Source organism: Chryseobacterium sp. OSA05B, from assembly GCF_019970065.1.
Taxonomy (GTDB): Bacteria; Bacteroidota; Bacteroidia; order Flavobacteriales; family Weeksellaceae; genus Chryseobacterium.
The window spans coordinates 611,367-633,095 of the sequence record NZ_JAHXYH010000002.1 but is presented as its reverse complement, the minus strand read 5'-3'; the positions used below and the strand labels follow the sequence as shown (position 1 = coordinate 633,095).

General features: G+C 38.2%; 20 protein-coding genes and 1 tRNA gene. 10 read left to right on the top strand and 11 right to left on the bottom strand.

The features are described 5' to 3' along the window. Positions 1-141 precede the first annotated feature (141 nt). The gene (locus LC419_RS10375; RefSeq protein ID WP_223607264.1) at positions 142-984 is read left to right on the top strand and encodes a prephenate dehydrogenase; all 843 of its coding nucleotides are present in this window, start codon (positions 142-144) and stop codon (positions 982-984) included. 161 nt (positions 985-1,145) lie between these two features. On the opposite strand, the gene LC419_RS10370 is transcribed toward LC419_RS10375, so the two are convergent. Next, entirely contained in the window at positions 1,146-1,820 is a 675-nt protein-coding gene (locus tag LC419_RS10370; protein ID WP_223607263.1) for a hypothetical protein, read from the bottom strand. A gap of 300 nt (positions 1,821-2,120) precedes the next feature. On the opposite strand from LC419_RS10370, the gene LC419_RS10365 reads away from it, so the two are divergent. Genes LC419_RS10365 through LC419_RS10355 form a run of 3 tightly spaced genes read left to right on the top strand, consistent with a single transcriptional unit; the run spans position 2,121 to position 4,622 of the window. Then, positions 2,121-2,393: a DUF2089 family protein gene (locus tag LC419_RS10365; protein ID WP_090024187.1), complete on the top strand. Its 273-nt coding sequence runs from the start codon at positions 2,121-2,123 to the stop codon at positions 2,391-2,393. A gap of 10 nt (positions 2,394-2,403) precedes the next feature. Then, a complete protein-coding gene (locus LC419_RS10360; protein ID WP_223607262.1) occupies positions 2,404-2,985 on the top strand; it encodes a YIP1 family protein in 582 nt (193 codons plus the stop codon). A gap of 5 nt (positions 2,986-2,990) precedes the next feature. Continuing rightward, positions 2,991-4,622, top strand: a complete 1,632-nt coding sequence (locus tag LC419_RS10355) for a serine hydrolase (protein ID WP_223607261.1) — start codon at positions 2,991-2,993, stop codon at positions 4,620-4,622. Positions 4,623-4,813: 191 nt separating this feature from the next. Here the strand turns inward: LC419_RS10355 and LC419_RS10350 are convergent, their stop codons facing one another. Further along, the gene (locus tag LC419_RS10350; protein ID WP_223607260.1) at positions 4,814-6,232 is read right to left on the bottom strand and encodes an L-serine ammonia-lyase; all 1,419 of its coding nucleotides are present in this window, start codon (positions 6,230-6,232) and stop codon (positions 4,814-4,816) included. 190 nt (positions 6,233-6,422) lie between these two features. On the opposite strand from LC419_RS10350, the gene LC419_RS10345 reads away from it, so the two are divergent. Next, entirely contained in the window at positions 6,423-7,001 is a 579-nt protein-coding gene (locus LC419_RS10345; protein WP_223607259.1) for a Crp/Fnr family transcriptional regulator, read from the top strand. A 59-nt stretch (positions 7,002-7,060) separates the two neighbouring features. Continuing rightward, positions 7,061-7,684, top strand: coding sequence for an FMN-dependent NADH-azoreductase (locus LC419_RS10340; RefSeq protein WP_223607258.1), 624 nt, complete (start codon positions 7,061-7,063; stop codon positions 7,682-7,684). A gap of 84 nt (positions 7,685-7,768) precedes the next feature. Here the strand turns inward: LC419_RS10340 and LC419_RS10335 are convergent, their stop codons facing one another. The 6 genes from LC419_RS10335 to LC419_RS10310 form a co-directional block, all read right to left on the bottom strand. Next, entirely contained in the window at positions 7,769-9,112 is a 1,344-nt protein-coding gene (locus LC419_RS10335) for an ammonium transporter (protein ID WP_223607257.1), read from the bottom strand. A gap of 108 nt (positions 9,113-9,220) precedes the next feature. Beyond that, on the bottom strand, positions 9,221-9,862 hold the full coding sequence (locus LC419_RS10330; protein ID WP_223607256.1) for an alpha/beta hydrolase: 642 nt from the start codon (positions 9,860-9,862) through the stop codon (positions 9,221-9,223). Between the two features lie 413 nt (positions 9,863-10,275). Continuing rightward, a complete protein-coding gene (locus tag LC419_RS10325) occupies positions 10,276-10,905 on the bottom strand; it encodes a YceI family protein (RefSeq protein WP_223607255.1) in 630 nt (209 codons plus the stop codon). 78 nt (positions 10,906-10,983) lie between these two features. Continuing rightward, positions 10,984-11,550, bottom strand: a complete 567-nt coding sequence (locus LC419_RS10320) for a YceI family protein (protein ID WP_223607254.1) — start codon at positions 11,548-11,550, stop codon at positions 10,984-10,986. A 145-nt stretch (positions 11,551-11,695) separates the two neighbouring features. Beyond that, positions 11,696-12,745 carry a glucokinase gene (locus LC419_RS10315; protein WP_223607253.1) on the bottom strand — a complete coding sequence of 350 codons (1,050 nt, stop codon included), beginning with the start codon at positions 12,743-12,745 and terminating at the stop codon, positions 11,696-11,698. Between the two features lie 115 nt (positions 12,746-12,860). After that, positions 12,861-13,424, bottom strand: coding sequence for a hypothetical protein (locus LC419_RS10310; protein ID WP_223607252.1), 564 nt, complete (start codon positions 13,422-13,424; stop codon positions 12,861-12,863). A 238-nt stretch (positions 13,425-13,662) separates the two neighbouring features. On the opposite strand from LC419_RS10310, the gene LC419_RS10305 reads away from it, so the two are divergent. Continuing rightward, complete coding sequence (locus LC419_RS10305; RefSeq protein WP_223607251.1) at positions 13,663-15,042, top strand: DUF1800 family protein; 1,380 nt, start codon at positions 13,663-13,665, stop codon at positions 15,040-15,042. Positions 15,043-15,208: 166 nt separating this feature from the next. Beyond that, the gene (locus LC419_RS10300; RefSeq protein ID WP_223607250.1) at positions 15,209-16,393 is read left to right on the top strand and encodes a DUF1501 domain-containing protein; all 1,185 of its coding nucleotides are present in this window, start codon (positions 15,209-15,211) and stop codon (positions 16,391-16,393) included. A gap of 118 nt (positions 16,394-16,511) precedes the next feature. On the opposite strand, the gene LC419_RS10295 is transcribed toward LC419_RS10300, so the two are convergent. The 3 genes from LC419_RS10295 to LC419_RS10285 form a co-directional block, all read right to left on the bottom strand. After that, a complete protein-coding gene (locus LC419_RS10295; RefSeq protein ID WP_223607249.1) occupies positions 16,512-18,263 on the bottom strand; it encodes a hypothetical protein in 1,752 nt (583 codons plus the stop codon). Between the two features lie 187 nt (positions 18,264-18,450). Further along, positions 18,451-18,548, bottom strand: a tRNA-OTHER gene (locus tag LC419_RS10290). Between the two features lie 102 nt (positions 18,549-18,650). Beyond that, the gene (locus LC419_RS10285) at positions 18,651-20,033 is read right to left on the bottom strand and encodes an RtcB family protein (protein WP_223607595.1); all 1,383 of its coding nucleotides are present in this window, start codon (positions 20,031-20,033) and stop codon (positions 18,651-18,653) included. Positions 20,034-20,189: 156 nt separating this feature from the next. On the opposite strand from LC419_RS10285, the gene LC419_RS10280 reads away from it, so the two are divergent. Both LC419_RS10280 and LC419_RS10275 read left to right on the top strand, forming a co-directional pair. Continuing rightward, on the top strand, positions 20,190-20,522 hold the full coding sequence (locus LC419_RS10280; protein WP_223607248.1) for a HopJ type III effector protein: 333 nt from the start codon (positions 20,190-20,192) through the stop codon (positions 20,520-20,522). A gap of 177 nt (positions 20,523-20,699) precedes the next feature. Next, complete coding sequence (locus tag LC419_RS10275; protein WP_223607247.1) at positions 20,700-21,719, top strand: YafY family protein; 1,020 nt, start codon at positions 20,700-20,702, stop codon at positions 21,717-21,719. The last annotated feature ends 10 nt before the right edge of the window (positions 21,720-21,729 follow it).

The following is a 21,729-nucleotide window of genomic DNA, read 5'->3' as shown; positions in this document are numbered from 1 at the left end:
TTATACCTTCGCTGGGTGAATTTCAATAACGGAACATATTATTATAGAATTTTTGACTCAAATCTGGGCTAGGGATTCTTATGAACATAACTTAAAACCTCGTCCTAGGACGGGGTTTTTTATTTTAAAAAATTTAAAAAGATGAAAATTAGTATTATTGGTGCAGGTTTAATCGGGGGTTCAATGGCTTTAAAATTAAGAGAAAAAGGCATTGCAGATTTCATCTATGGAATCGATAACAATCAGAAACATATCCGCGAAGCATTGGAGCTTAACATTATAGATGCAGGTACAGATCTTGAATATGGCGTTAAAAATGCTGACTTTATCATTATTGCCGTTCCTGTAGACGCTGCCAGAAAACTGCTGCCTGACGTTCTTGATTTGATTTCCGACGAACAAACGGTTATGGATGCCGGATCTACAAAAGCAGGGATCGTCAATGCAGTCAAAGACCATCCGAAACGCTCAAGATTTGTGGCCTTCCACCCGATGTGGGGTACCGAGAACAGCGGCCCAACCTCTGCGGTTTCCAACAGTTTCTCAGGGAAAGCCGGAGTGATCTGCAATAAAGAAGAATCCGCACCCGACGCCCTTCAACTGGCAGAAAAAGTGGCAGAAAGCCTTGACATGCACCTGATTTACATGAACGCTGAAGACCACGATATCCATACTGCGTATATTTCACATATATCACACATTACATCCTACGCTTTAGCGAATACCGTTTTAGAAAAGGAACGTGAAGAGGAGACTATTTTCCAGCTTGCCAGCTCCGGTTTTTCCAGTACAGTGCGTCTTGCGAAATCACACCCTGAAATGTGGGTTCCCATCTTTAAACAAAACAAAGAAAATGTTCTGGACGTTCTGAACGAGCATATCACGCAGCTCAGAAAATTCAAGGCAGCCCTGGAAAAAGAAAACTATGAATACCTGGAAGAGCTGATCACCAATGCGAACAGGATCAGAGGAATATTGAGATAGAATGAGGGATTAGGTAGCAGATTATAGGTTGCAGGTAATAGGAGTCAAAGTTTGAAAGTACAGCTTTTGATTTTATTACTGAATGCAAAAAATAGTGATAAAAGACACCGAATATGAATAAATTTTTTGTGAAGTCCTATCACCTGCTACCTGCCACCTTCTTAAAACTTCATCATCACCCCCACTCCATTCCTGTTATTCAAAACGTAATAACTCGGAGTGAATTTTGATGCAGCTGTATTTCTGTAATTATTAATCGCATCTTTCATTTTGGAATGCCCCGCCAGTTTAAGCGTCACCCCTACTCCCATTCCGACAAGACCGATGATCAGGGGTACAGGAGATCCTTTTGATTCACCATTTCTTACATTCGTATCGTTGGCTTTGGAAAGATTCAGAACTCCGCCTACCACAAAACAGGCGGCTCCTCCGACAACAAACGCAGTTCCCAGATTATTGACGGTTCTTCCTTTCATATATTCAGAATCCTGTTTCTTGAGAAGATAATTTTTGATATCGTACTTTTCGGTAAGTTTTGGATTTTCCTGTTTAGGTTCAGACCCCGTTGCTGCCGAAGCTTTGGCCGGGATCGTTTCAATTTCACTTGCACTGGCTTCCTGAACAGCTTTCACAGAATTTTCATAAAGAAATTCCTCTGTCCCGTTCTGCACATTTTTATAGGTTACTTTCCCTTTGCTGAATTTCAGATCCTTATATTGAATGACCATACCATTTTGAGTGGTAATCGTCCCTTTGGCTGAAGTTTCAGGAATATTGATTTGAGAATATATGGCCAAAGAGGCACCGATACACAGCAGTGTAAAGAATTTTTTCATGATCGTTAATTTTTTCCAGCAAAAATATCTGTTTTTATCGGAAATGCAAATTTATTTTTAGGTGGCAGGTTATAGGTGGCAGGTGGCAGAACTTTACAACGGTTTTATTAATTTTGGCCGCTTTTATCACTATTTTCAAAGTATTTAATAATAAATCAAAGGTTATACTTTTAAACTTTGACTCCTATTACCTGCAGCCTGCCACCTAAAACATTCCTCTTTTACATTATTTTTTTTAACTTTATTAAAAAACATTTTAACTTTATTAAAAAAAATAGTACTTTCGTGAAAAATTAATTGATGAAACTCCCAACCGTCTGTCCAAGTTGTGACAATACTTTAAATGTAAGCCAGATGAAATGCCCGAACTGTAAAACGGAGGTGAGCGGCGATTACGAACTTCCCGTTCTGCTTAAGCTAAACCGTGAAGAGCAGGAATTTGTTCTTAATTTTTTCCTCTCCAGCGGCAGCATTAAAGAAATGGCGAAACAAGCGGGCCTTTCCTACCCGACTATGAGAAATAAAATGGACGATCTCATCACTAAAGTCGGACAACTGAAAACTAACCTGTAAACTCACCACCATGAACTGGAAAACAATTTTTAATCCTTTTGAAAGATTTGATGATAAAGCACTGCTCGGTATTGGAATATTGACAACTGCTTTGGCCATTTTAATGGGATACTGGACAGGTACTTATTTCAGCAGTATTTATAGGATTAACAGTTTAGATAAGGTGTCTATTCAGGCTGTAGCGATTCCTACCCTAATCAGTTTTTCGTGTGCCATAGTAGTTCTCTATGTATTGGGGAAGATTTTAAACAGCAAAACAAGATTCATTGATATCGTTAATACCGTATTAATTTCACAGCTTTTACTGGTTCTCCTGCAGGCAACAGACAAATTATCATTTGTAAAAGAATCGCAGGAAAAAGTGATCGCTCATCAGACCCATCCTACTAATCCGTTACCCGTTTTAGACATTGCCGTGACACTGACTATGGCATCGGTTTCCATTATTATTTTAATCTACAGTATAACCCTTTATTATAACGGCTTTAAGACAGCCACCAATATCAAAAAATGGCAGCATATCGTACTTTTTGCAGCGGTATCCCTGATCATGACTTTGGTATGTCAAATTTTAATCTCTAAATACATCTAAATATCATGAAAATCAAATTCTTACTTGTGCTGGTCTTTCTAGCACACATTTGTCACGCCCAAATCGAAGGAACCTGGAACGGTGAAGTGGATATCCAGACGATGAAACTTCCCGTTGTATTGAAAATTAAAAAAGGTCCGGAAGGATATACTTCTCTGCTCAACAGTCCTAAGCAAAGCAAAGATGACATTCCTGTAGACAAAACAGCTTTCAATAATAATGAGCTGAGTTTTGACATTAAAAAAATCAATGCCAGCTATAAAGGTGTTTTCAAAGAGGATCATTTTGAAGGAAATCTGAATCAGAATGGAAAAATACTTCCTTTAAACCTGTTCAGAAATCTACCGGTTTCTAAAAACTCTGAAGCTCAGTATCTCAACGGAAAAGCCATTAACAAAGAAAAAATTGATGACTTTCTGAATTATGTTGCCGCGAAAAATCAGGGGATCGGGAGTGTTTCTATTTTCAGGAATGGCGTTCAGGAATACCACAAAGATTTTGGACAATCTCAGCTGAAAAATGTGACTTTCGATAAAGATACACAATATCAGATAGGCTCTATCAGTAAAATGATTACAGCTGTCATGCTGATGCAATTGGTTGAAAACGGAAAGCTTAAACTGAATGATAAACTGTCAAAATACTATCCTGAAATTCCCAACGCTCAAAAAATCACCATACAGCAGATGCTGAACCATACCAGCGGACTTGGTGATTATGTAGGTGAACCAGAAAATAACTGGCTTTTCGGAAAAGCAGTTGGAGACAAGGCAATCATTGCAGAAATTAAAAAACTGGGCGTAAGCTTTGAACCGGGAAAGAAAACCAGATATTCCAATTCAGCGTACTTTCTTTTAAGCAGAATACTGGAAAAGCTATCCGGAAAACCGTATAATGTGATCTTAAAAGAAAACATCCTTGAAAAAGCAGGAATGAAGCATACGTTCTCAGTACTGGACAACCCAAAAAATGTATTTAAATCCTATAAATTTATAGATGGAAGCTGGAAAAAAGTTGTGGATTTCGATTTCCACAATTGCATTGGCTTAGGAGATATTGCTTCTACTACAGAGGATATGAATAGCTTTATTGATGCATTATTCAATGGTAAATTCATAAAAAAAGAAACACTTACTATGATGATTTCCAATAAGGAAGAGCAATTTTTCGGGACGGGAATCATGAAAGTACCTTTCTACAACATCATTGCGTACGGACATGGTGGTGACACGGCCGGTTCCCATTCTATATTAACTTATGAGCCGACGGACAAACTTTCTTTTGCGGTAACCGTTAATGGAGAAAATTTAGCCCACAATGATTTATACGTTGGAATTTTAAATCAATTGTATGGAAGGGAGTATCAATATCCGTCGTTTGATACAAAATCAAATGCTGATCTGGAAAAATATGCCGGAGAATATGAAACAAAAGAAATTCCGATTCCATTGACTGTATTTTCCAAAGACGGAATCTTATATGCACAGGGAACCGGACAGCCGGAATTTCCACTGGAAAATATTGAAAAAAATAAATACAGATTTGAACAAGCCGGCATTGTCATTCTCTTCATGCCGGAAAGTAAGCAGATGCAACTGACTCAGAATGGGAAAACATTTCTGCTTAATAAAAAGTAGTACGTACTTTTTTATTGAACCATTAAGAGTAATGAAGTTTCTAAGAATATTAAGCCTAGCTACGCTTTTACCTTTTCTTAATCCTTTCATTGCTCTTAATAGTTTAAAATAATTAAGATTTAAATTCATCATAAAAAAATCCTTAGACTCATCATCTAAGGATTTTATATGTAAAACAGTATGGTTTTCTTTTAACATTCAGGAACGTTCACCGCAATGGCAAGCCCACCCTCTGAGGTTTCCTTGAAACGGTCACTCATCGATAAAGCGGTTTCCCACATGGTCTGAATCACTTCATCCAGCGTTACTTTTGCTTTTGTCGGATCGCTTTCCAGGGCAATATTAGCTGCCGTGATGGCTTTCATGGCCCCCATTGTATTTCTTTCAATACATGGGATTTGAACAAGACCTTTTATAGGGTCGCAGGTCAATCCAAGATGATGTTCCATCGCAATTTCTGCCGCCATCAGGACCTGTCCTATACTTCCGCCTAAAATTTCTGTCAGCCCCGCCGCAGCCATCGCTGATGAAACTCCGATCTCTGCCTGACATCCGCCCATTGCAGCAGAAATGGTAGCATTTTTCTTGAATAAAGTTCCAATCTCTCCGGCAACCAGTAAAAATCTTACGATATCATCTTCACTGGTACATTCAGTAAATGCCTGTGAATACATTAAAACCGCCGGAATAACACCGCTGGCTCCATTGGTAGGTGCCGTGATGATTCTTCCGAAACTCGCGTTTTCTTCATTCACTGCCAGGGCAAAACACGCAATCCATTTATTGATATTGGTGAAATTTTCTTCCGCGTCAACGACCTGTTGAAACCACTCGTCGATATTTTTATAAACCTTGTCTCCTAAAAGCTTTCTGTTGATGCCTGCAGCTCTTCTGGTTACATTCAGGCCTCCGGGAAGGATGCCTTCTTTATTAACGCCTTTATAGATGCATTCTTTAATATTCTTCCAGATATTCAGCGCCTGCAGTCTGGTTTCTTCCGGGGTTCTCCAGCTTTCTTCATTGATCATGATCAGATCTGAAAACTTTTTCAGTCCCAGTTTATCACAGTATTTTACAATATCCGAACCGTGATGGCAAGGATACAATGTTCGTACACAATGTTTTTCTATGGAGTTTTTTTCCTGACTTGCGATAAAACCACCGCCTACAGAATAAAAATCCTGAACAAGCTCGGTTCCGTCTTCAAAAACAGCTTTGAAAATCATTCCGTTCGGGTGAAAATCAAGCGATTTCTGCATATTTAACACCAGATGATACCCGTAGACAAAAGGTATTTCTTTTTCTCCTCCCAGATTGATGATCTGATCGTTTTTGATCTTCGCTATTTTTTCATCAATTTTTGAGGTATTGATGGTCGTAAAATCTTCACCATTTAAGCCAAGCATTCCGGCAATATCCGTTCCGTGTCCGATTCCCGTTTTCGCTAAAGAACCGAAAAATTCAAGGAAAACTTCCTTCACTTCAGCGATGGATCTTTCCCTTTTTATAATTCTGATAAATGCAGAAGCTGCATTCCAGGGTCCCATCGTGTGCGAACTGGACGGGCCTATTCCTACTTTAATAATCTCAAAAACCGATATTGATTCCATAGATAATTCTTCATTTTCCTCTTAAAACAAAGATACGCGATAAATCTCAATAAAAGCATCCCCGGATCTTAGAATTAATAACACTTCACAAATCATCAGATGCCTGTAATACGTATTTTTGTAAATTAGCAGGGTACAATGTTGTCTCCTCAACCCATTATCTAAGTTTCTGTCTTTTTAATCATTTCGAATGGATACATTAATTAAGAATATTGTTCAGCATGTCAGGTTAAGTCCGGAAGAAATTGCCCTTTTTAAAAGCTTCTGGACAGAAAAAACATTGGAAAAAAGTGAATTTCTTTTAAGAAACGGAGAAGTATGCCGGCATGACAGCTATATTGTTTCAGGGGTTTTAAAGGCCTTCTGCATCAATTCAGAAAACGGAAATGAGGAGATCCTTTTTTTAGCTATTGACCATTGGTGGGCAACCGATATCTCCAGCTTTTCTAAACAAATAGCTTCCATTTACAATATACAGGCCGTAGAAAAAACAAGCCTTTTACAGATCGGCCATCAGTCTTTTCAAAAAATGCTGCACGAAATCCCTTCCTTAGAAAGATACTTCAGGATTATTTTAGAAAGCTATCTGGGAACTCTTGAAAAAAGGATTGTGTTTAACAATATGTACAAAGCTGAACAGAAGTATTATGATTTTCTCGAGACCTACCCGGATATTGTCTCCAGAGTTCCTCAATATTTAATTGCATCCTATTTAGGCGTGTCAGCCGAATTTATAAGCCGAATCCGGAAAAAAAATAAATCCTCTTGAACTAGATCAATTTTTAAGGAATGAATAATCAGGAATTTTGTTGTTATAAATTTATAATAATGAAAGTATTGATTATCAACGCCAGTGTAAGAAATGAAAGATCTTACAGCCGAAAACTCACCCAACTTTTTGTTGAAAACTGGAAAAGCAAATATCCCCTAGATGTATTTACGTATCGCGAAACGGGCATTGACAGTATTCCAAATATCAACGAAGCCTGGATTGCAGGAGCATTCAAAAAGCCGTCAGACAGAACAGAAGAAAACCAAAAGGCATTACAGATAAGCGATGAGCTGGTACAGGAACTCAAAGAACATGATATCTATGTCATAGGAACTCCGATGTACAACTGGACTATTCCAGGTGGGCTAAAAGCTTATATAGACCAGGTAATGCGGATCAATGAAACCTGGAAGTTCAGGTCAGGAGTTCCCGATGGTGACTATGTTGGTTTGCTCGAAAACAAAAAAGCATTTATATTATCTGCCCGCGGTGATACCGGATACGGAGAAAATGAAAAAAACGGACATGTCAATTTTCAAACACCTTATTTGAAACACATTTTAGGAATTATGGGCGTCAAAGACATTAGGATCTTCTCATTAGATAATGAAGAATTTGGAGGTGAAGCGTTTGAAAAGTCAAAAAATAACATTTTCAGTGCCATCCAATCCATTGAATAGGATCTGAAAAACATCTTTTAACTTCAGTATTTCAATCAGGGCATGCAGATATACAGTCGTGCCCTTTTTTTCTTTTAGCCATCATCATTTGAAACACTCCTGATGCTGGGAAAGATCGAGTCCCATCTCTTCAGACTCTTCAGAAACCCGTAATGTGATGATGGAGTCTGTAATTTTATACAAAAGCAACGATCCAAAGAAGGTAAAAACTGAGACAAGAACCAGGGCAGCCATATGATGGCCAAAAACACCAATTCCGCCATGAAGAAGGCTGGCATTTTCACCATGAGCAAAAATAGCGGTCAGGATCATTCCCATGATCCCTCCTACTCCATGACAGGCAAAAACATCAAGGGTATCATCTATTTTTTTCAGCGCTTTCCAATTCATCATCATATTGGAAACTATAGCAGCAGCAAATCCTATAAAAAGACTCTCCGGAATACTCACAAAACCACAGCCGGGCGTGATGGCTACCAATCCGACAACAGCTCCGATACACGCGCCCAATGCAGAAACACTTCTTCCATTGATCCTGTCGAAAAAAATCCATGTCATCATCGCGGAAGCAGAAGCAATTGTAGTGGTTCCGAAAGCCATGGCTGCAGAAGCATTTGCACTTAAAGCAGATCCTGCGTTGAACCCAAACCAACCGAACCATAACATTCCCGTTCCCAAGAGAACATAAGGAATATTGGAAGGTTCATGGTGAGGATTTTTCCTGTTTCCAAGAACGAGAGCGCCTGCCAAAGCTGCAAATCCGGCGCTCATATGAACTACGGTTCCGCCTGCAAAGTCTTTGACACCGAAATATTTATTTAAAAGTCCGTCCGGATGCCACACCATATGACAAAGCGGCGTATAGATAAAAATACTAAAAAGCACCATAAACAGGAGGTAAGAGATGAAACGAACACGTTCAGCAAAAGAACCCGTGATAAGTGCAGGCGTGATCACCGCAAATTTCATCTGAAAAAGAGCAAAAAGTACAAAGGGAATAGTGGAAGCCATCATTTTGTGAGGCAACACCCCTACACGGCTGAAAAATGGGTAGCTCAAAGGATTTCCGATGATTCCGTAGTGTACACCATTGATCTCAAACCCTAAAGAATCCCCAAACGATAAGGAAAATCCTACTACCACCCATAAAATAGAAATAACTCCGAGGGCAATAAAGCTCTGCAGCATCGTAGAGATTACATTTTTCCTACCAACCATTCCTCCGTAAAAGAACGACAGTCCGGGTGTCATCAGCAATACGAGGCCTGCTGCGGCGAGAATCCATGCTACGTCGGCTCCTACAATTTTATCTTCGCCAAGAAACTCTCCGGTGTTGGGAAAATCAACGATGGGGCTCCAGAAAAGGCCTCCGAATGCGACAAGGGTAATGACCGAGAATGAAACGATCCATTTTAAACCAATTTTCATATAATTTATGTTTAACCCTATCAAAATTAAACATAATTCTATGAAAACATACTATTTTAAATTTTAAACCCTAAAAAAAACAGCATTTAATATTATTTTTTTGATAAATCAAACAAACACCTCCTTCAATATTTTAGACACTTCTTTAGATTTTGTAGCTGGAAACAGATGAGTCCCCCCTTTAATCACATAATCAGGTTTAGAATATTTAATAGGAAAAACGATATCCTTATCCCCCAATATCTGGATCACTTCCGGGATTTCCTCAAATTTCCACTCGGAAACCTTTTCTACAGACCATTTCAGATAATAAGGATCTCTTACCCTGAAGTACTGAAGGATTTTTGGATTCTTGGGATCAAACAGTTTTCTGACCACAGAATATACATTCGCAGCTCTGTCATTGAACATTCCTGTAGGAAGTATTCTTGGAATTTTTGTGATCTCTCCGGTCTTTATAAATTTGGATTTTTCTTTATCTGATTTAATGCTCCCCATGATAACCACCTTTTGGGCCGGTTTCAGTTTATTGATCTCCTGTACCATGATCCCGCCAAAAGAATATCCCAGCAGGCTGAAAGGCTCGGACGCATCTACTTTCTCCGCCATTCTTTCGACATAGGAATAAAAGGGCTCATTTTTCTCGGGGATGAGCCAGTCTATAAAAATCAATTCACAGTTCTCGGGGAATTCCAGCCTTTCCAGTACTTTAAAGTCTGCTCCGAGACCGCTTACTACATAAATTTTCATAGGACTAATTTAGGAAAAACATGGTAAAAGATGTAGAATAATTTCAGAGGTTTCTGAACTATTAAGAGATTTTAGAAGAGGAAGATGAGCTTCGTCTTAAGTAGATGTTCTTTTTCACGCAAAGATTTAATGCTTTACTCCTTATAAAAGGGAAGCAAAGATACAATAACTTCATTGATTCTGATGAAGGAAGAGGATCAGTAATGGTTTTAAAAACTTCACGCAGATTATTCAGAAAGAGTGGATTAAAAAAAGTAAAATCTGCATTATCTGACTAATCTGCGAGAGTAATTCATTTTTATTGGGCCCGCAACTTTTACGTCTGATCTTAATTCAATTATTAAAATGTATGGACATAAAAAATGGGTAGTTTATAAAAACCACCCATTGTATTATTTGATCGTATATTTTACTTATTTCTTTTTCTTCACAGGAACTCTGTTGTCGTTATCCAGTTTTTCAGTAGAAACTCTGAACTGGAAATCCATTTCGTCCTTGATGAAATAATCTTTCAGTGAAGACTGGTAGAATACTTTAAAGTCTCTTCTGTTCAATGAGAACTTTGCAGATTCAATGACTACTGTAAACTGAGTAACGTAAGCATTCGCAGGGAAAGTGATTGTTTTTCTTACCCCTTTGATCGTAATATCACCGTAGATCGTAGAATTGTACTCACTGTTTGCTAAAGGAATAATTTTAGTCAAGTGGAATTTCGCGATAGGGAATTTTTTTACTTCAAAGAAATTGGTACTTTTCAGTTCGTTGGTAAGCTTGATCTGATCTTCTTCGGAAACGTCTCCCGCCATCATGCTTCTCATATCTATAACAAACTCTCCGTCTACAAGGACTGTTTTGTCAAAATTGAATTTTCCGCTTTTTAGCTTTACCGTCCCTGAATGCGAAGAAGCCTCAGTTTTTACGACTTTATACCCCCACCACCTGATCTCTGATGAAGTCACTTTTGAAACCTTATCAAATTTCTTCTGTGCAGAAACAAATGATATGCTCGCACACACCATAGCAAACAATAGTAATCTTTTCATTCTTTTTTATTTACAATTCAACAAAAATAAAAAAAAGTGTAGAACTTCTACACTTTTAACAATCTTTTTTTGATTAAATTATTTAGCAGTCACCTTTACAAGCATTTCGATGTCATCTTTCACAAAAACATCCTGCATGGTAGACTTATAAGCTACATCAAATTTCTGTCTGTCGAAAGAGAATTTCTCAGAAACTAGGCTCACTACTCCTTTGCTGTATGCAATTTTAGCAGGGAAAGTAATAGCGCTGGTTTTTCCTTTAACAGTAAGGTTTCCTGTTACCAGAGAATTATAGATCTTATCGCTGTTTTTCTTTACAGAAGTGATTTTGAAAGAAGCAGTAGGGAATTTTTCAACTTCAAAGAAGTCACCGTTCTTAAGGTGTCCGTTCAGTTTCTTCTGATAATCTCCTGAAAGGTCAGTGGCATTGATAGAAGTCATATCCAATACGAAGCTTCCTCCTACAAGATCATTTCCTTTCATGATCATGTCTCCTGATTTTACATTTACTGTACCATCGTGAGAACTGGCCTCAGATTTTGCTACTTTGTACCCCCACCAGTGAACATCAGATGCCACTACTTTCTTAGACTGTCCGAATGCCAAACCGCTGGCAACAACTGCTAATAAGAATATTTTTTTCATTTGAATAAAGTTATTTACTTGTTTAACGGTGCAAATATAGTCTACTTATCTGATAGATTTCATTGATGTATATCAATTAAAACAATTATTTTTATGAATAATATCATTCCATAAAAAAACTCCGAAAGTTTCGGAGTTTTGTATTTTAATTTTGATAGTAAGCGGTGTACAGGGCGGCACCTTTTAATGCCGTGTGATTCTGTTTGATCAGATAGATCGGAGTGTTTTTAAGCATTTCCTCCATCTTATCACTTATTTTAAACTTATCATAGAATTTTCCTTTGTCGATATATTCTCTGATGGTCTGTGGAATATCTCCTGAGATCAACAATCCACCTGTTGCTTTAAGTTTCAGCGTAAGGTTGTTGGCTTCTCTTGCCAGGAATTCAATGAAAGTATCCAAAGCGATTCTGCAGATCATGACATCTTCTTCTACTGCAGCTTTGTACAATTCCTGAACGAAATTCGGTCCTGCCAGACGTTCTGCCAGCCATTCCGGTTCCGGATGTCTTTTTACGTCTCTTAAGAATCTGTAGATATTGAAAAGTCCGGTTTTAGACAATACATTTTCCCAGCTTACAATACCGTAGATATTGTTCAGGAACTGGTAAAATTCAACTTCAACATTCGTTCTCGGTGAGAATTCTGAATGTCCGCCTTCCGTTGCGAAAGGTCTCAGGTATTTTCCGTCAAAGAAATATCCTGCTTCACCCAATCCGTTTCCGGGAGCCAGGATCGCTACATTTCCTTTTTCTAGATGTCCGCTGGTATAGATCGGATCCAGATCGCTGTCTTCAAGAAGACCCATTCCGTAAGCCGAAGCTTCAAGGTCATTCAGCATATCCCCTTTCTCAAATCCGAAATCTCTGGTATATTCTTCGATATTTAAATCCCAGCCCAATCTCGCCGGGCTGCTTTTCCCATGAATTACCGGTCCCGGTACAGCTACAGCCAGACGTTTTACATTCTCCAGCTGATTATCCTGAATAAATTTTCTTAATATATCAGAAAATGAAGAATAGTCTTTCGTACTATATTCTTTCTGTATTTTTATCTCAAGACCTCCGTTACTGGAAACAAAATAGCCTAAGATGGTTATATCTTCACGGAGACTTGCCCCAATGATTGTAACATTATCATTATTACTGTTCTCTACTCCTGGTAAATAAAGCGGAAATTTTGGATTCAAAATCATAACCTCAAATTTTATCAAATATAATAATTGTTTTCGTAAATCCTGCAGGGAAGCAAAAAACCTTTTCATTTTCACAAAAAGGTTTTGGCTAATAATTGTTTATATATAAATCTAACTACTTTCCTAATGGAATATTGTATCCGAATCCTACTCCGATATTCCCCACATTGTAGTCCTGTCCGGCGATATCACCTTTATCTCCTACAAAAACTTTCTGATATTGTACGAAGAAATTCCAGTCTCTGTTGTGGTATCCGATCTCCGGCTTGATGTAGAAACCTCCGTCCGGTCTGTCAGCAGAACTGTTGGAAGCTACTTTTTCATTCCCTACCAGAAATCCGTATCCTAAGTCAGTTCCAAAATAGAAACCGGTTTGTTTCGGATAGATTCTGATCAAAGCTCCTACAGGAACTACGCCTACATCATTGTTATCATAACCGTTGTTACTTTTTCCAAAATAATGAGTATATCCTGTTGCAATACCTAATCCAAATCCGGGAGTGATCAGATTCTGATAAGATACATCTACACCGGCAGCTGCAGAAACGTTATCTGAAGGAACTGCTAAACCAACATTTGCTCCTACTTTGATCATATTATTCATCTGTGAGCTCTGTGCACTTGCGATACCAGCTGTGAAGATTCCAGCCATTAATATTGCTTGTTTTAACATTTTCATAACTCTAATTTTAAATTTTACTAATGCAGTAAGCTGTAAAAATCGTGCCAACGAAAGCCTTTTTTTTTATTTTAACATTGAACAAAATTATAAACAAATGATTATCAATATGTTAATTTGCGTTAAAATTAAATGATTGTTTAAGTCAAATCATAAAAAAAATAATATTAAGAATTCTTAACCGTTATGATTTTAACCTTTTTCTTTCTAAAGCATCAAAAAATTAAATTCTCTCAACATGGCCGATTCACTTTTACATAATAAACATCTTCTTTGGCGTGCCGGTTTCGGACCCGGAATCAACCAGGTAGGTGAACTGAAAAATATTAATACAAAGGCGTTGGTCAATGAATTACTTAAAGATGGAACATTCACTGAAATCAACTATGACACGCCTGACATTCCTGTTTCAGACAATATGATGGACAGTAAAACTCCGGCAGACAAGAAAAAGGAAATGCAGAAGCTCATCAGAGACCAAAACAATGAACTAAACCTGAATTTTCTAAACCAGATGGTCAACAGTAAAGATCAGATGAGAGAAAAGATGGCGTTCTTCTGGCACGGACATTTTGCGTCAAGAGTGAACAATTCAAAATTCAGTAAACAGCTTCTGAATACGATCAGAAAGAATGCACTTGGAAATTTTAAAGAGTTGCTATTTGAAGTGAGCCAATCGCCCGCCATGCTTAATTTTCTGAACAATCAACAGAATAAAAAGGATCATCCCAATGAAAATTTCGCCCGCGAAGTGATGGAATTATTTACCATGGGAAGAGGAAATTACACCGAGAAAGATATCCGGGAAGGTGCGCGAGCATTTACAGGTTGGGGCTATGATAAGGAAGGAAATTTTAAGGAGCGAAAAAACCTGCATGATGAAGGTCCGAAAACTTTCCTGGGGAAAACCGGAACCTTCACCGGAACCGACGTTTTAAATATCATCCTTGAACAGAAGGCTACTGCTACATTTATCACTACAAAAATATACAAGTTCTTTGTCAATGAAAATGCAGATTCCAAAATTATAGAGCAATTAAGCACAACATTCTATAATTCCGGATATGATATTAAAAAACTCATGACGGATATATTCTCAAGCACATGGTTTTACGACAAAAAAAATATAGGAAACAGAATAAAATCTCCCATAGAGCTCATGGCGGGAATTATGCGGATGCTTCCCATGAATATCCAGAACCCGGAAAACCTCATCGTTTACCAGAAACTGCTGGGGCAAATGCTGCTCTACCCACCGAACGTAGCCGGATGGCCCAACGGGAAGTCATGGATCGACAGTTCTACCCTGTTGGTAAGGCTGCAGATCCCACAAATATGGTCGGGATTACGTCCTTTGGAATACAGTCCGAGACAAGACGATGATATTGATATGGGAATGAAATCCCGTGAAACCGCTGTGAACAAATCTTTCAAGAATCCTAATATAACGATTGACTGGACCAGACTTGAAAAGATTTTTGCCGATAAAAACTGCGAAGATTATCTCATCCAAAACACCAAAACGCTTGATATGGATACGGTAAAGAACTTTTCGGATAAAAGTATTAAGATGGGAATTATTAATCTGATGTCTACGCCGGAATACCAGTTGATGTAGGGTTTAGGCGAAATGGATTAGGAATTAGTACTGAAACTCATATTTTAAAATAACAAATGACTAATTAATGATTACTGATCAATCAAAAAATTTAAAAGTTATGTTACAACTCCCCTAATCCCCTTTCCCCTTAATCCTAATCCCTTTAACCAAAAAAGAAAAAATCATGCTAATTAAAAGAAGAGAATTCCTTAAAATAAGTTCATTAGCTACAGCATCGCTGATGATGCCCAATTTTCTGAAAGCCATGACCCTGAATGAGGCCTTAGAGCCTAATCAGAAGATTCTTGTCGTTCTGCAGTTTACAGGCGGAAATGATGGTTTGAATACGATTATTCCCACGAAAAATGATATTTATTTTAAAGAAAGAAATAATATAGCCATCAAGGATTCTCTGTCGCTGAATGATGAAACGGGAATCAATCCGGCGCTTTCCTATTTTAAGGAGCTTTTTGATAACGGTGAACTGTCGGTGATGAATAATGTAGGCTATCCCGATCCGGATAAGTCTCACTTCAGAAGCATGGATATCTGGCATTCTGCAAGCCGCAGCGATGAATTCCTGGAAACCGGATGGCTGGGTCGTTTTCTGGATGAGGAATGTTATCGATGTGAGCATCCTACTCAGGCGTTGGAAGTAGATGATATGCTGAGTCTGGCATTGAAAGGGGAAAACAACAAAGCATTTGCCTTTAAAGATCCGAAAAGGCTCTATCAGACCAGTCAGGAAAAATATTTTAAGTCTTTGTATGATCACCATCATGATGATGAAACCGTTTCGTATTTATACCAAACCCTTGGCTCTACTATTAACAATGCAGATTATATTTTTGAAAAGAGTAAGTCAAAAAAAACAGACCAAGTCTATCCGAACTCTCAATTGGGAAAGGATTTTAAAACCGTTGCCTCATTGATTAAATCCGATATCAATACGCAGGTTTATTATCTTTCCGTGGGAAGTTTTGACACCCATGTTAACCAGAACGAAAGGCAAGCCAAGCTGTTCAGTGACATCAATGAAGCGGTAAAATCTTTTGTTGCTGATCTGAAAAGCAATGGAATTTTTAATAATGTCTTACTGATGACTTTTTCAGAATTCGGACGCCGGGTAGCTCAAAATGCGAGCAATGGAACTGACCATGGAACCGCTAATCAAATGTTCTTTATCAGCGGAGGACTTAAAAAGAAAGGCCTTCTGAACGCGCTTCCTGATCTTCAAAAGCTCAATGAAGGAGATCTAATTTATACCGAAGATTTCAGAAAAGTCTATGCTACGATTCTGAAAAACTGGCTTAAAGCTGATTCTTCCAAGGTGTTGGGCTGGAAAAACGGGATCTATGATTTCATATAATTGGGTTCAAAATAAAACTGCTATTCTGAGTATTTAATCAAAATAGCTGTTTTAAGTGTCTTAAAAAACCTCATAGGTTTTTGAAACCTATGAGGTTTGGAATTTTTGATATTTCATATTATTTAAAAACCTTTGTAAAGATATCTTTTTCCAGACTTTCAAGGGAGAAATCGAAGTCAGCTTCTTCTTTTTCGGAAGTAATTTCTGCTCCCAATTCTGTGATAAGTCCATTAAAAGATAGAGGTTCATACCATTGCTGATACAATGCTTCCGTAGCCATTACCGAAATCTCGGAATTTCCTGAAACATGCGTATGTCCCGCTCCGAAATTAAGAAGCACGAAACACTGTTTTTCTCCTTTTGGGAGCAGTATTCCAAGAACGGTCTGTCTCTGGATGGAATTACATTTCATCTCTGCAAAAACATGATCCGGGTTCATCATATATTCTCTCGAAATATGATCTCCTTTTCCAATCACGATTTTATACCCGCAGTCTGGACTTCCGGAATATACATTGTTCATGATCAGGGTCGGAGCACTCAATCCTTGGGAAGCATACAGATATTCTACGGCACCGTTAGGCGCGGAGGTAATATCACCGGAATACATCAGACTTCCGTTATCCTGGTTATAGGCTGCATTCCACCCTGTCTTTCCTCCGATATTCAGTCCGGATAGGTCAAGATCATTCGCTCCCCATCCTTCTTCCCAATAAACTCCGACCGCCAGTTTTTCACCAAGGAATCTCGTTCCGGCAGGAATATTTCCTACAAACATTTTTTCAGAAGTCGGCAGGCCGAATTCTACATTTTCCGGGAAATAAAACTTCTTTCCTGAAAGATCCAATCTCGATTTCAAATAATTCAATATAAAATCATAGTTCTTTTCACTTACTGCTCCCGGTTTTCCGGTTTTCACCCACGATTTTCCATTCCTGATTCTGTAAACAAAAGTATCAATCCCATACATTCTTAAATAACAGGCAGACAAGGCTTTAAACAAAGCAAATGGCGTGGCATTATCCAGCCAGTGCAGATCGTTTTTCTCCAGCAATGCATGAGTCGCCTCATTCAATGGATTGGAGACCAATGGCTGGTGATGAATCTTCGATAGTTTTGAGATCTTATTGATGGTTTTAGAAGCTCTTTTTTTATATGCTAAAAACAACGGTTTGAACCTGTTGAAAATCTGAGCAAGTCTTTCCAGTCCGTATTTTTCAAATAGAGCGGACGGATTAAATTTACTTTCTTTAATCGCTTTGATCAACTCTTCATTTTTAATTAAGAGTGTGGTATCCGTCGTTTTATAAATCACATATCTGAAGAATTCTACGGGATTAACAGGATATACCTGATACAGATCCGCAATTTTGACAATAGCTTCCTTGTTTCTGATATTCTCTGTTCCTGTAAAAGTATAATTCAGCTCTTTCGTTAAAACAGAAAGCAGATCATTAATCGTTTTTTCATTCAGAGCAATTCCTGACTTTAACAGAGAAAGACACTTCTCAGTCATTTCTTCTGCAGAATAGGCTTTAATTACCTTGAAAATCAGTTTTGCATTGGGAATATTCAGCACTTCATCAGGAATATAGATTTCATCCTGGAAATTACTTCCATACGTAGAAATATAATGTTTAAGCTGCTCGATGAACAACTCAAGTCTGGTGCTGTCTTTTATTTTCTGCCAGGATTTATGGAAGGTCTTATTCAGATCATTTCCGTTTAATTTTTCTTTTTCGTAAAATTTAATGATCTCGTCTTTAGCCCAAACAGCATCTGCTTCGATCACAAAACCTGCATCAGAAATAAAAGGTGCATTTTCCGTTTTTTTGGCCAGTACGGCATTAAATAATTGAAGTGTTTTCATTGTAATAAAAATTAAATAAGTGAGGAGTAGGGCTTTTTTAAAAAACGATATAGGAACTCCTTTTACCTATTATTTTGAAAAAGGCGGAGAGTAATTACCAATATAGGAACTCTGTTTGCCTTATTATTTTTTTACTGATGAAAACACTTCAATGGTATTCAAATATAAGTATTTTTCATCAGTATTGTGGAGCAGACAGGAATCGAACCTGTGACCCGTACAATAGGAACTTTGTCTGCCAACAGCGGAAAGTGATCACTGCTCTACCTTCTGAGCTACTGCCCCATTGATTTTTTATTATATAACCTTTTTATAAGTTGATCATTGTCGAGAATATAAACCTTATAGATTTTTGAAACCTATAAGGTTTAAGCATCATTATGAATACTATGCTTTTCTAAACTTCTTCTTTTTCTTCCACGGTGCATTTTTACCCACATCACCAGCCATAATACATCCGTAAGGCATCACTTCATCCAGAACTTCACAAAGTCCGTATTCTTCAATCTGCGCTCTTACGTTCTTCGCACTTTTATAAGCGCTTGGCAGTTCGGAAATATCAATTTCATTGGAGAAGAAACGGATATCCAGTCCTTTGGTTTCTTCATCAAAAATTTCTTCAACCGTTTTATGAGCCAATGATCTTTTATGCTGTGTTCTACTGAAATTTCTTCCCGCTCCGTGAGGCGCAAATCCCAGGTTTCTTTCGTTCGTTTTTCCCTGAACAATCAAAACGGGTTCTGACATATTCAACGGGATCAACCTTGGTCCTGTGATATCCGGCATAAATTTATCATCCAGAGGAGTGGCTCCTTTCGCATGGTAAAACAGATCACCGTCTTTGAAAACGAAGTTATGCTCGTTCCAGTATCTATCTTTCTTTTCAGTTCCCAGTTTATTTAAAACCGCGTCATGGATATTGGTATGATTTTCTTTAGTCCATGTTCTTATCAGTTGAAGAGCCTCCCAGTATGCCTGTCCTTCTTCCGTTTCGAAAGGAATCCACGCATTTTCTCTTAATGTTTCAGGGGAAATATCCTGTCTGAAACGGTTGGCCACCTTCATTCCTTTATCATACAGGGCTGCACCCGGAGCTCTTGATCCGTGGTGGGTAACCAGCATGGTATTTCCGGTATTTTTGGACTTCCCAACGAACAGGAAATGGTTTCCATCTCCCTGAGTTCCCATATGAGAACGGGCGATGCTGATCAGTTTTTCATCATTTAGGAAGTAGTTTTCTCTGAAAGCATCCATCAGCTCCTGAGACATCGGCATCTGCTCTCCTCGCGGTCTTCCTCCGTATCCGAAATGCGTCACTGAGTGAGCCGCATCCAGTACTTCTTTAGGGTCAGCATCTCCAAAATCCGTCAGCATCACAGAACAACAGATATCTGCGCTATGAAATCCCGGATGGATTGCGTTTTTAGCCACAACCACTCCACCTACCGGAATCAATCCTTCAGGTCCTGTGGGACAGGCATCTGGCATCAGGGCACCGGCAGTCAGCGTAGGTGTTTTCATTAAGACTTTCATCGTATTGATCACTTTCTGTACGTTATCGGTTTCACTTTCATGTTCTGCTCTGATATTGATGATAAAATCTTTCGCAGTATCATGAAGCGGAATGATATCAGGCTGTTTGAACTGATCCAGATACTCTGTGATCTGAACTTCATCCAGATTATTTTCGTTGATATGTGTAATGGCATCTTTAAACCATTTGGCTGGTCTATATCCTAATTCGATCAGGTGATTTCCGTTAAATTCCATCTGTTTTTTCATTTTGATAATGCAAAGTAATGACACAAGTGCGCAATAATTCTGCGTAGATAAAATTATTTTAATTATTTTTGCTAAAAAGGAAGAAAAGCAAAAAAGACCGATTTGCAGCCTCTATTCCTGTCCAACGATTAAAATTAAAGAAATATGTTATTAGAACAATTAAAAAACAATCCTGAAACCATTCAGTTTAAAGAAGTGATTGCCCATATTGATGAACAGTATGATTTTACCCCTACTGAATTTAAAAACGGAAATACAGTGAACGAAGCCGGTCAGAATAACGGTTCGTGTAAGGTTTTCAGTTTTGCCCAACTTCAGGGATTATCAAAAGAACAGGCACTTCCTCTTTTTGGAGAATTCTATAGAGAAGATGTTTTAAAAAATCCTGAAGGAACGGATCACCAGAATATCAGAAACTTTATGCAGTTTGGCTGGGATGGGATTTCTTTCGAGGGAGAAGCATTGAAAGAGAAATAGTTTTTTTAAGGTCAATGGTCAATTTGCTACGCAAGTGAATAGTCAATTGATGGCGGATAATAAGCTTCAAAATCCAGAATCCAGAATCCAGAATCCAAAATTAAAAATTGACTTGCGAAGCAAAATTGACGATTCACAATTGAAATTTTCCCCTTTTCACCAAAAAACCAAAAAATCATGTCATCCAATAAAAACGCACTTATTCGTTATAAAACATTAGATAAATGTCTTAAGAACAAATACCGGAAGTATACGCTGGAAGATCTTATCGATGCTTGTTCTGATGCCCTTTTTGAATTTGAAGGCAAAGAATCTTATGTAAGCAGACGGACGGTTCAGCTTGACCTCCAAAATATGCGAAGTGAAAAATTCGGGTATGAAGCCCCGATTGAAGTATTCGAAAGAAAATACTACCGTTACAGTGATCCTGACTACAGCATTCATAATATTTCCGTGAATGAAAGTGACCTGAAAGCGATGAATAATGCGGTTCAGATCCTGAAGCAGTTCAAGGATTTCTCTATGTTTAAAGAGATGAACGGGGTGATTCAGAAACTGGAAGATTCCATCCATTCCACCGGACAGAAATCAATCATTCATCTGGATAAAAACGAGCAGCTGAAAGGTCTTGAGCATATTGACATCCTTTACGAAAGCATTTCGAATAAAAAAGTTCTGAATATTCTCTACCGCAGTTTTACCGCAAGGGAATCCAGTAATTATATGGTTCATCCCCAATTATTGAAGGAGTTTAACAACCGTTGGTTTCTGATCTGTCAGCACAAAGGTAAAATGTACAATTTGGCTCTGGATCGTATGGAAAGTATTGAGCCAGAAGAAAATGTTCCGTATATCGATAAAGATCTGGATGGTGATGAGTATTTCAAAGATATTGTCGGTGTTACGGTTTCAGAAACGATGGCTCCGAGGAACGTTATTTTCTTTGTCGATGCCCACAATGCTCCATATGTAAAGACCAAACCGCTTCACAAAAGCCAGGAAATCATAAGTGAAACCGAGGAAGGAACATTATTTAAGATCTGTGTACAAATCAATTTTGAACTGGAGAGATTACTGCTGGGTTTTGGAGAATCTCTGATCGTTCACAAGCCGAGAAAGCTAAGATTGCGGTTGCAGGAAAAGTTTAGTGCCGCGTTTAAAAACTATGAGAAACTGGACATTCCTGATGAAAGCTAGTATTTTTACC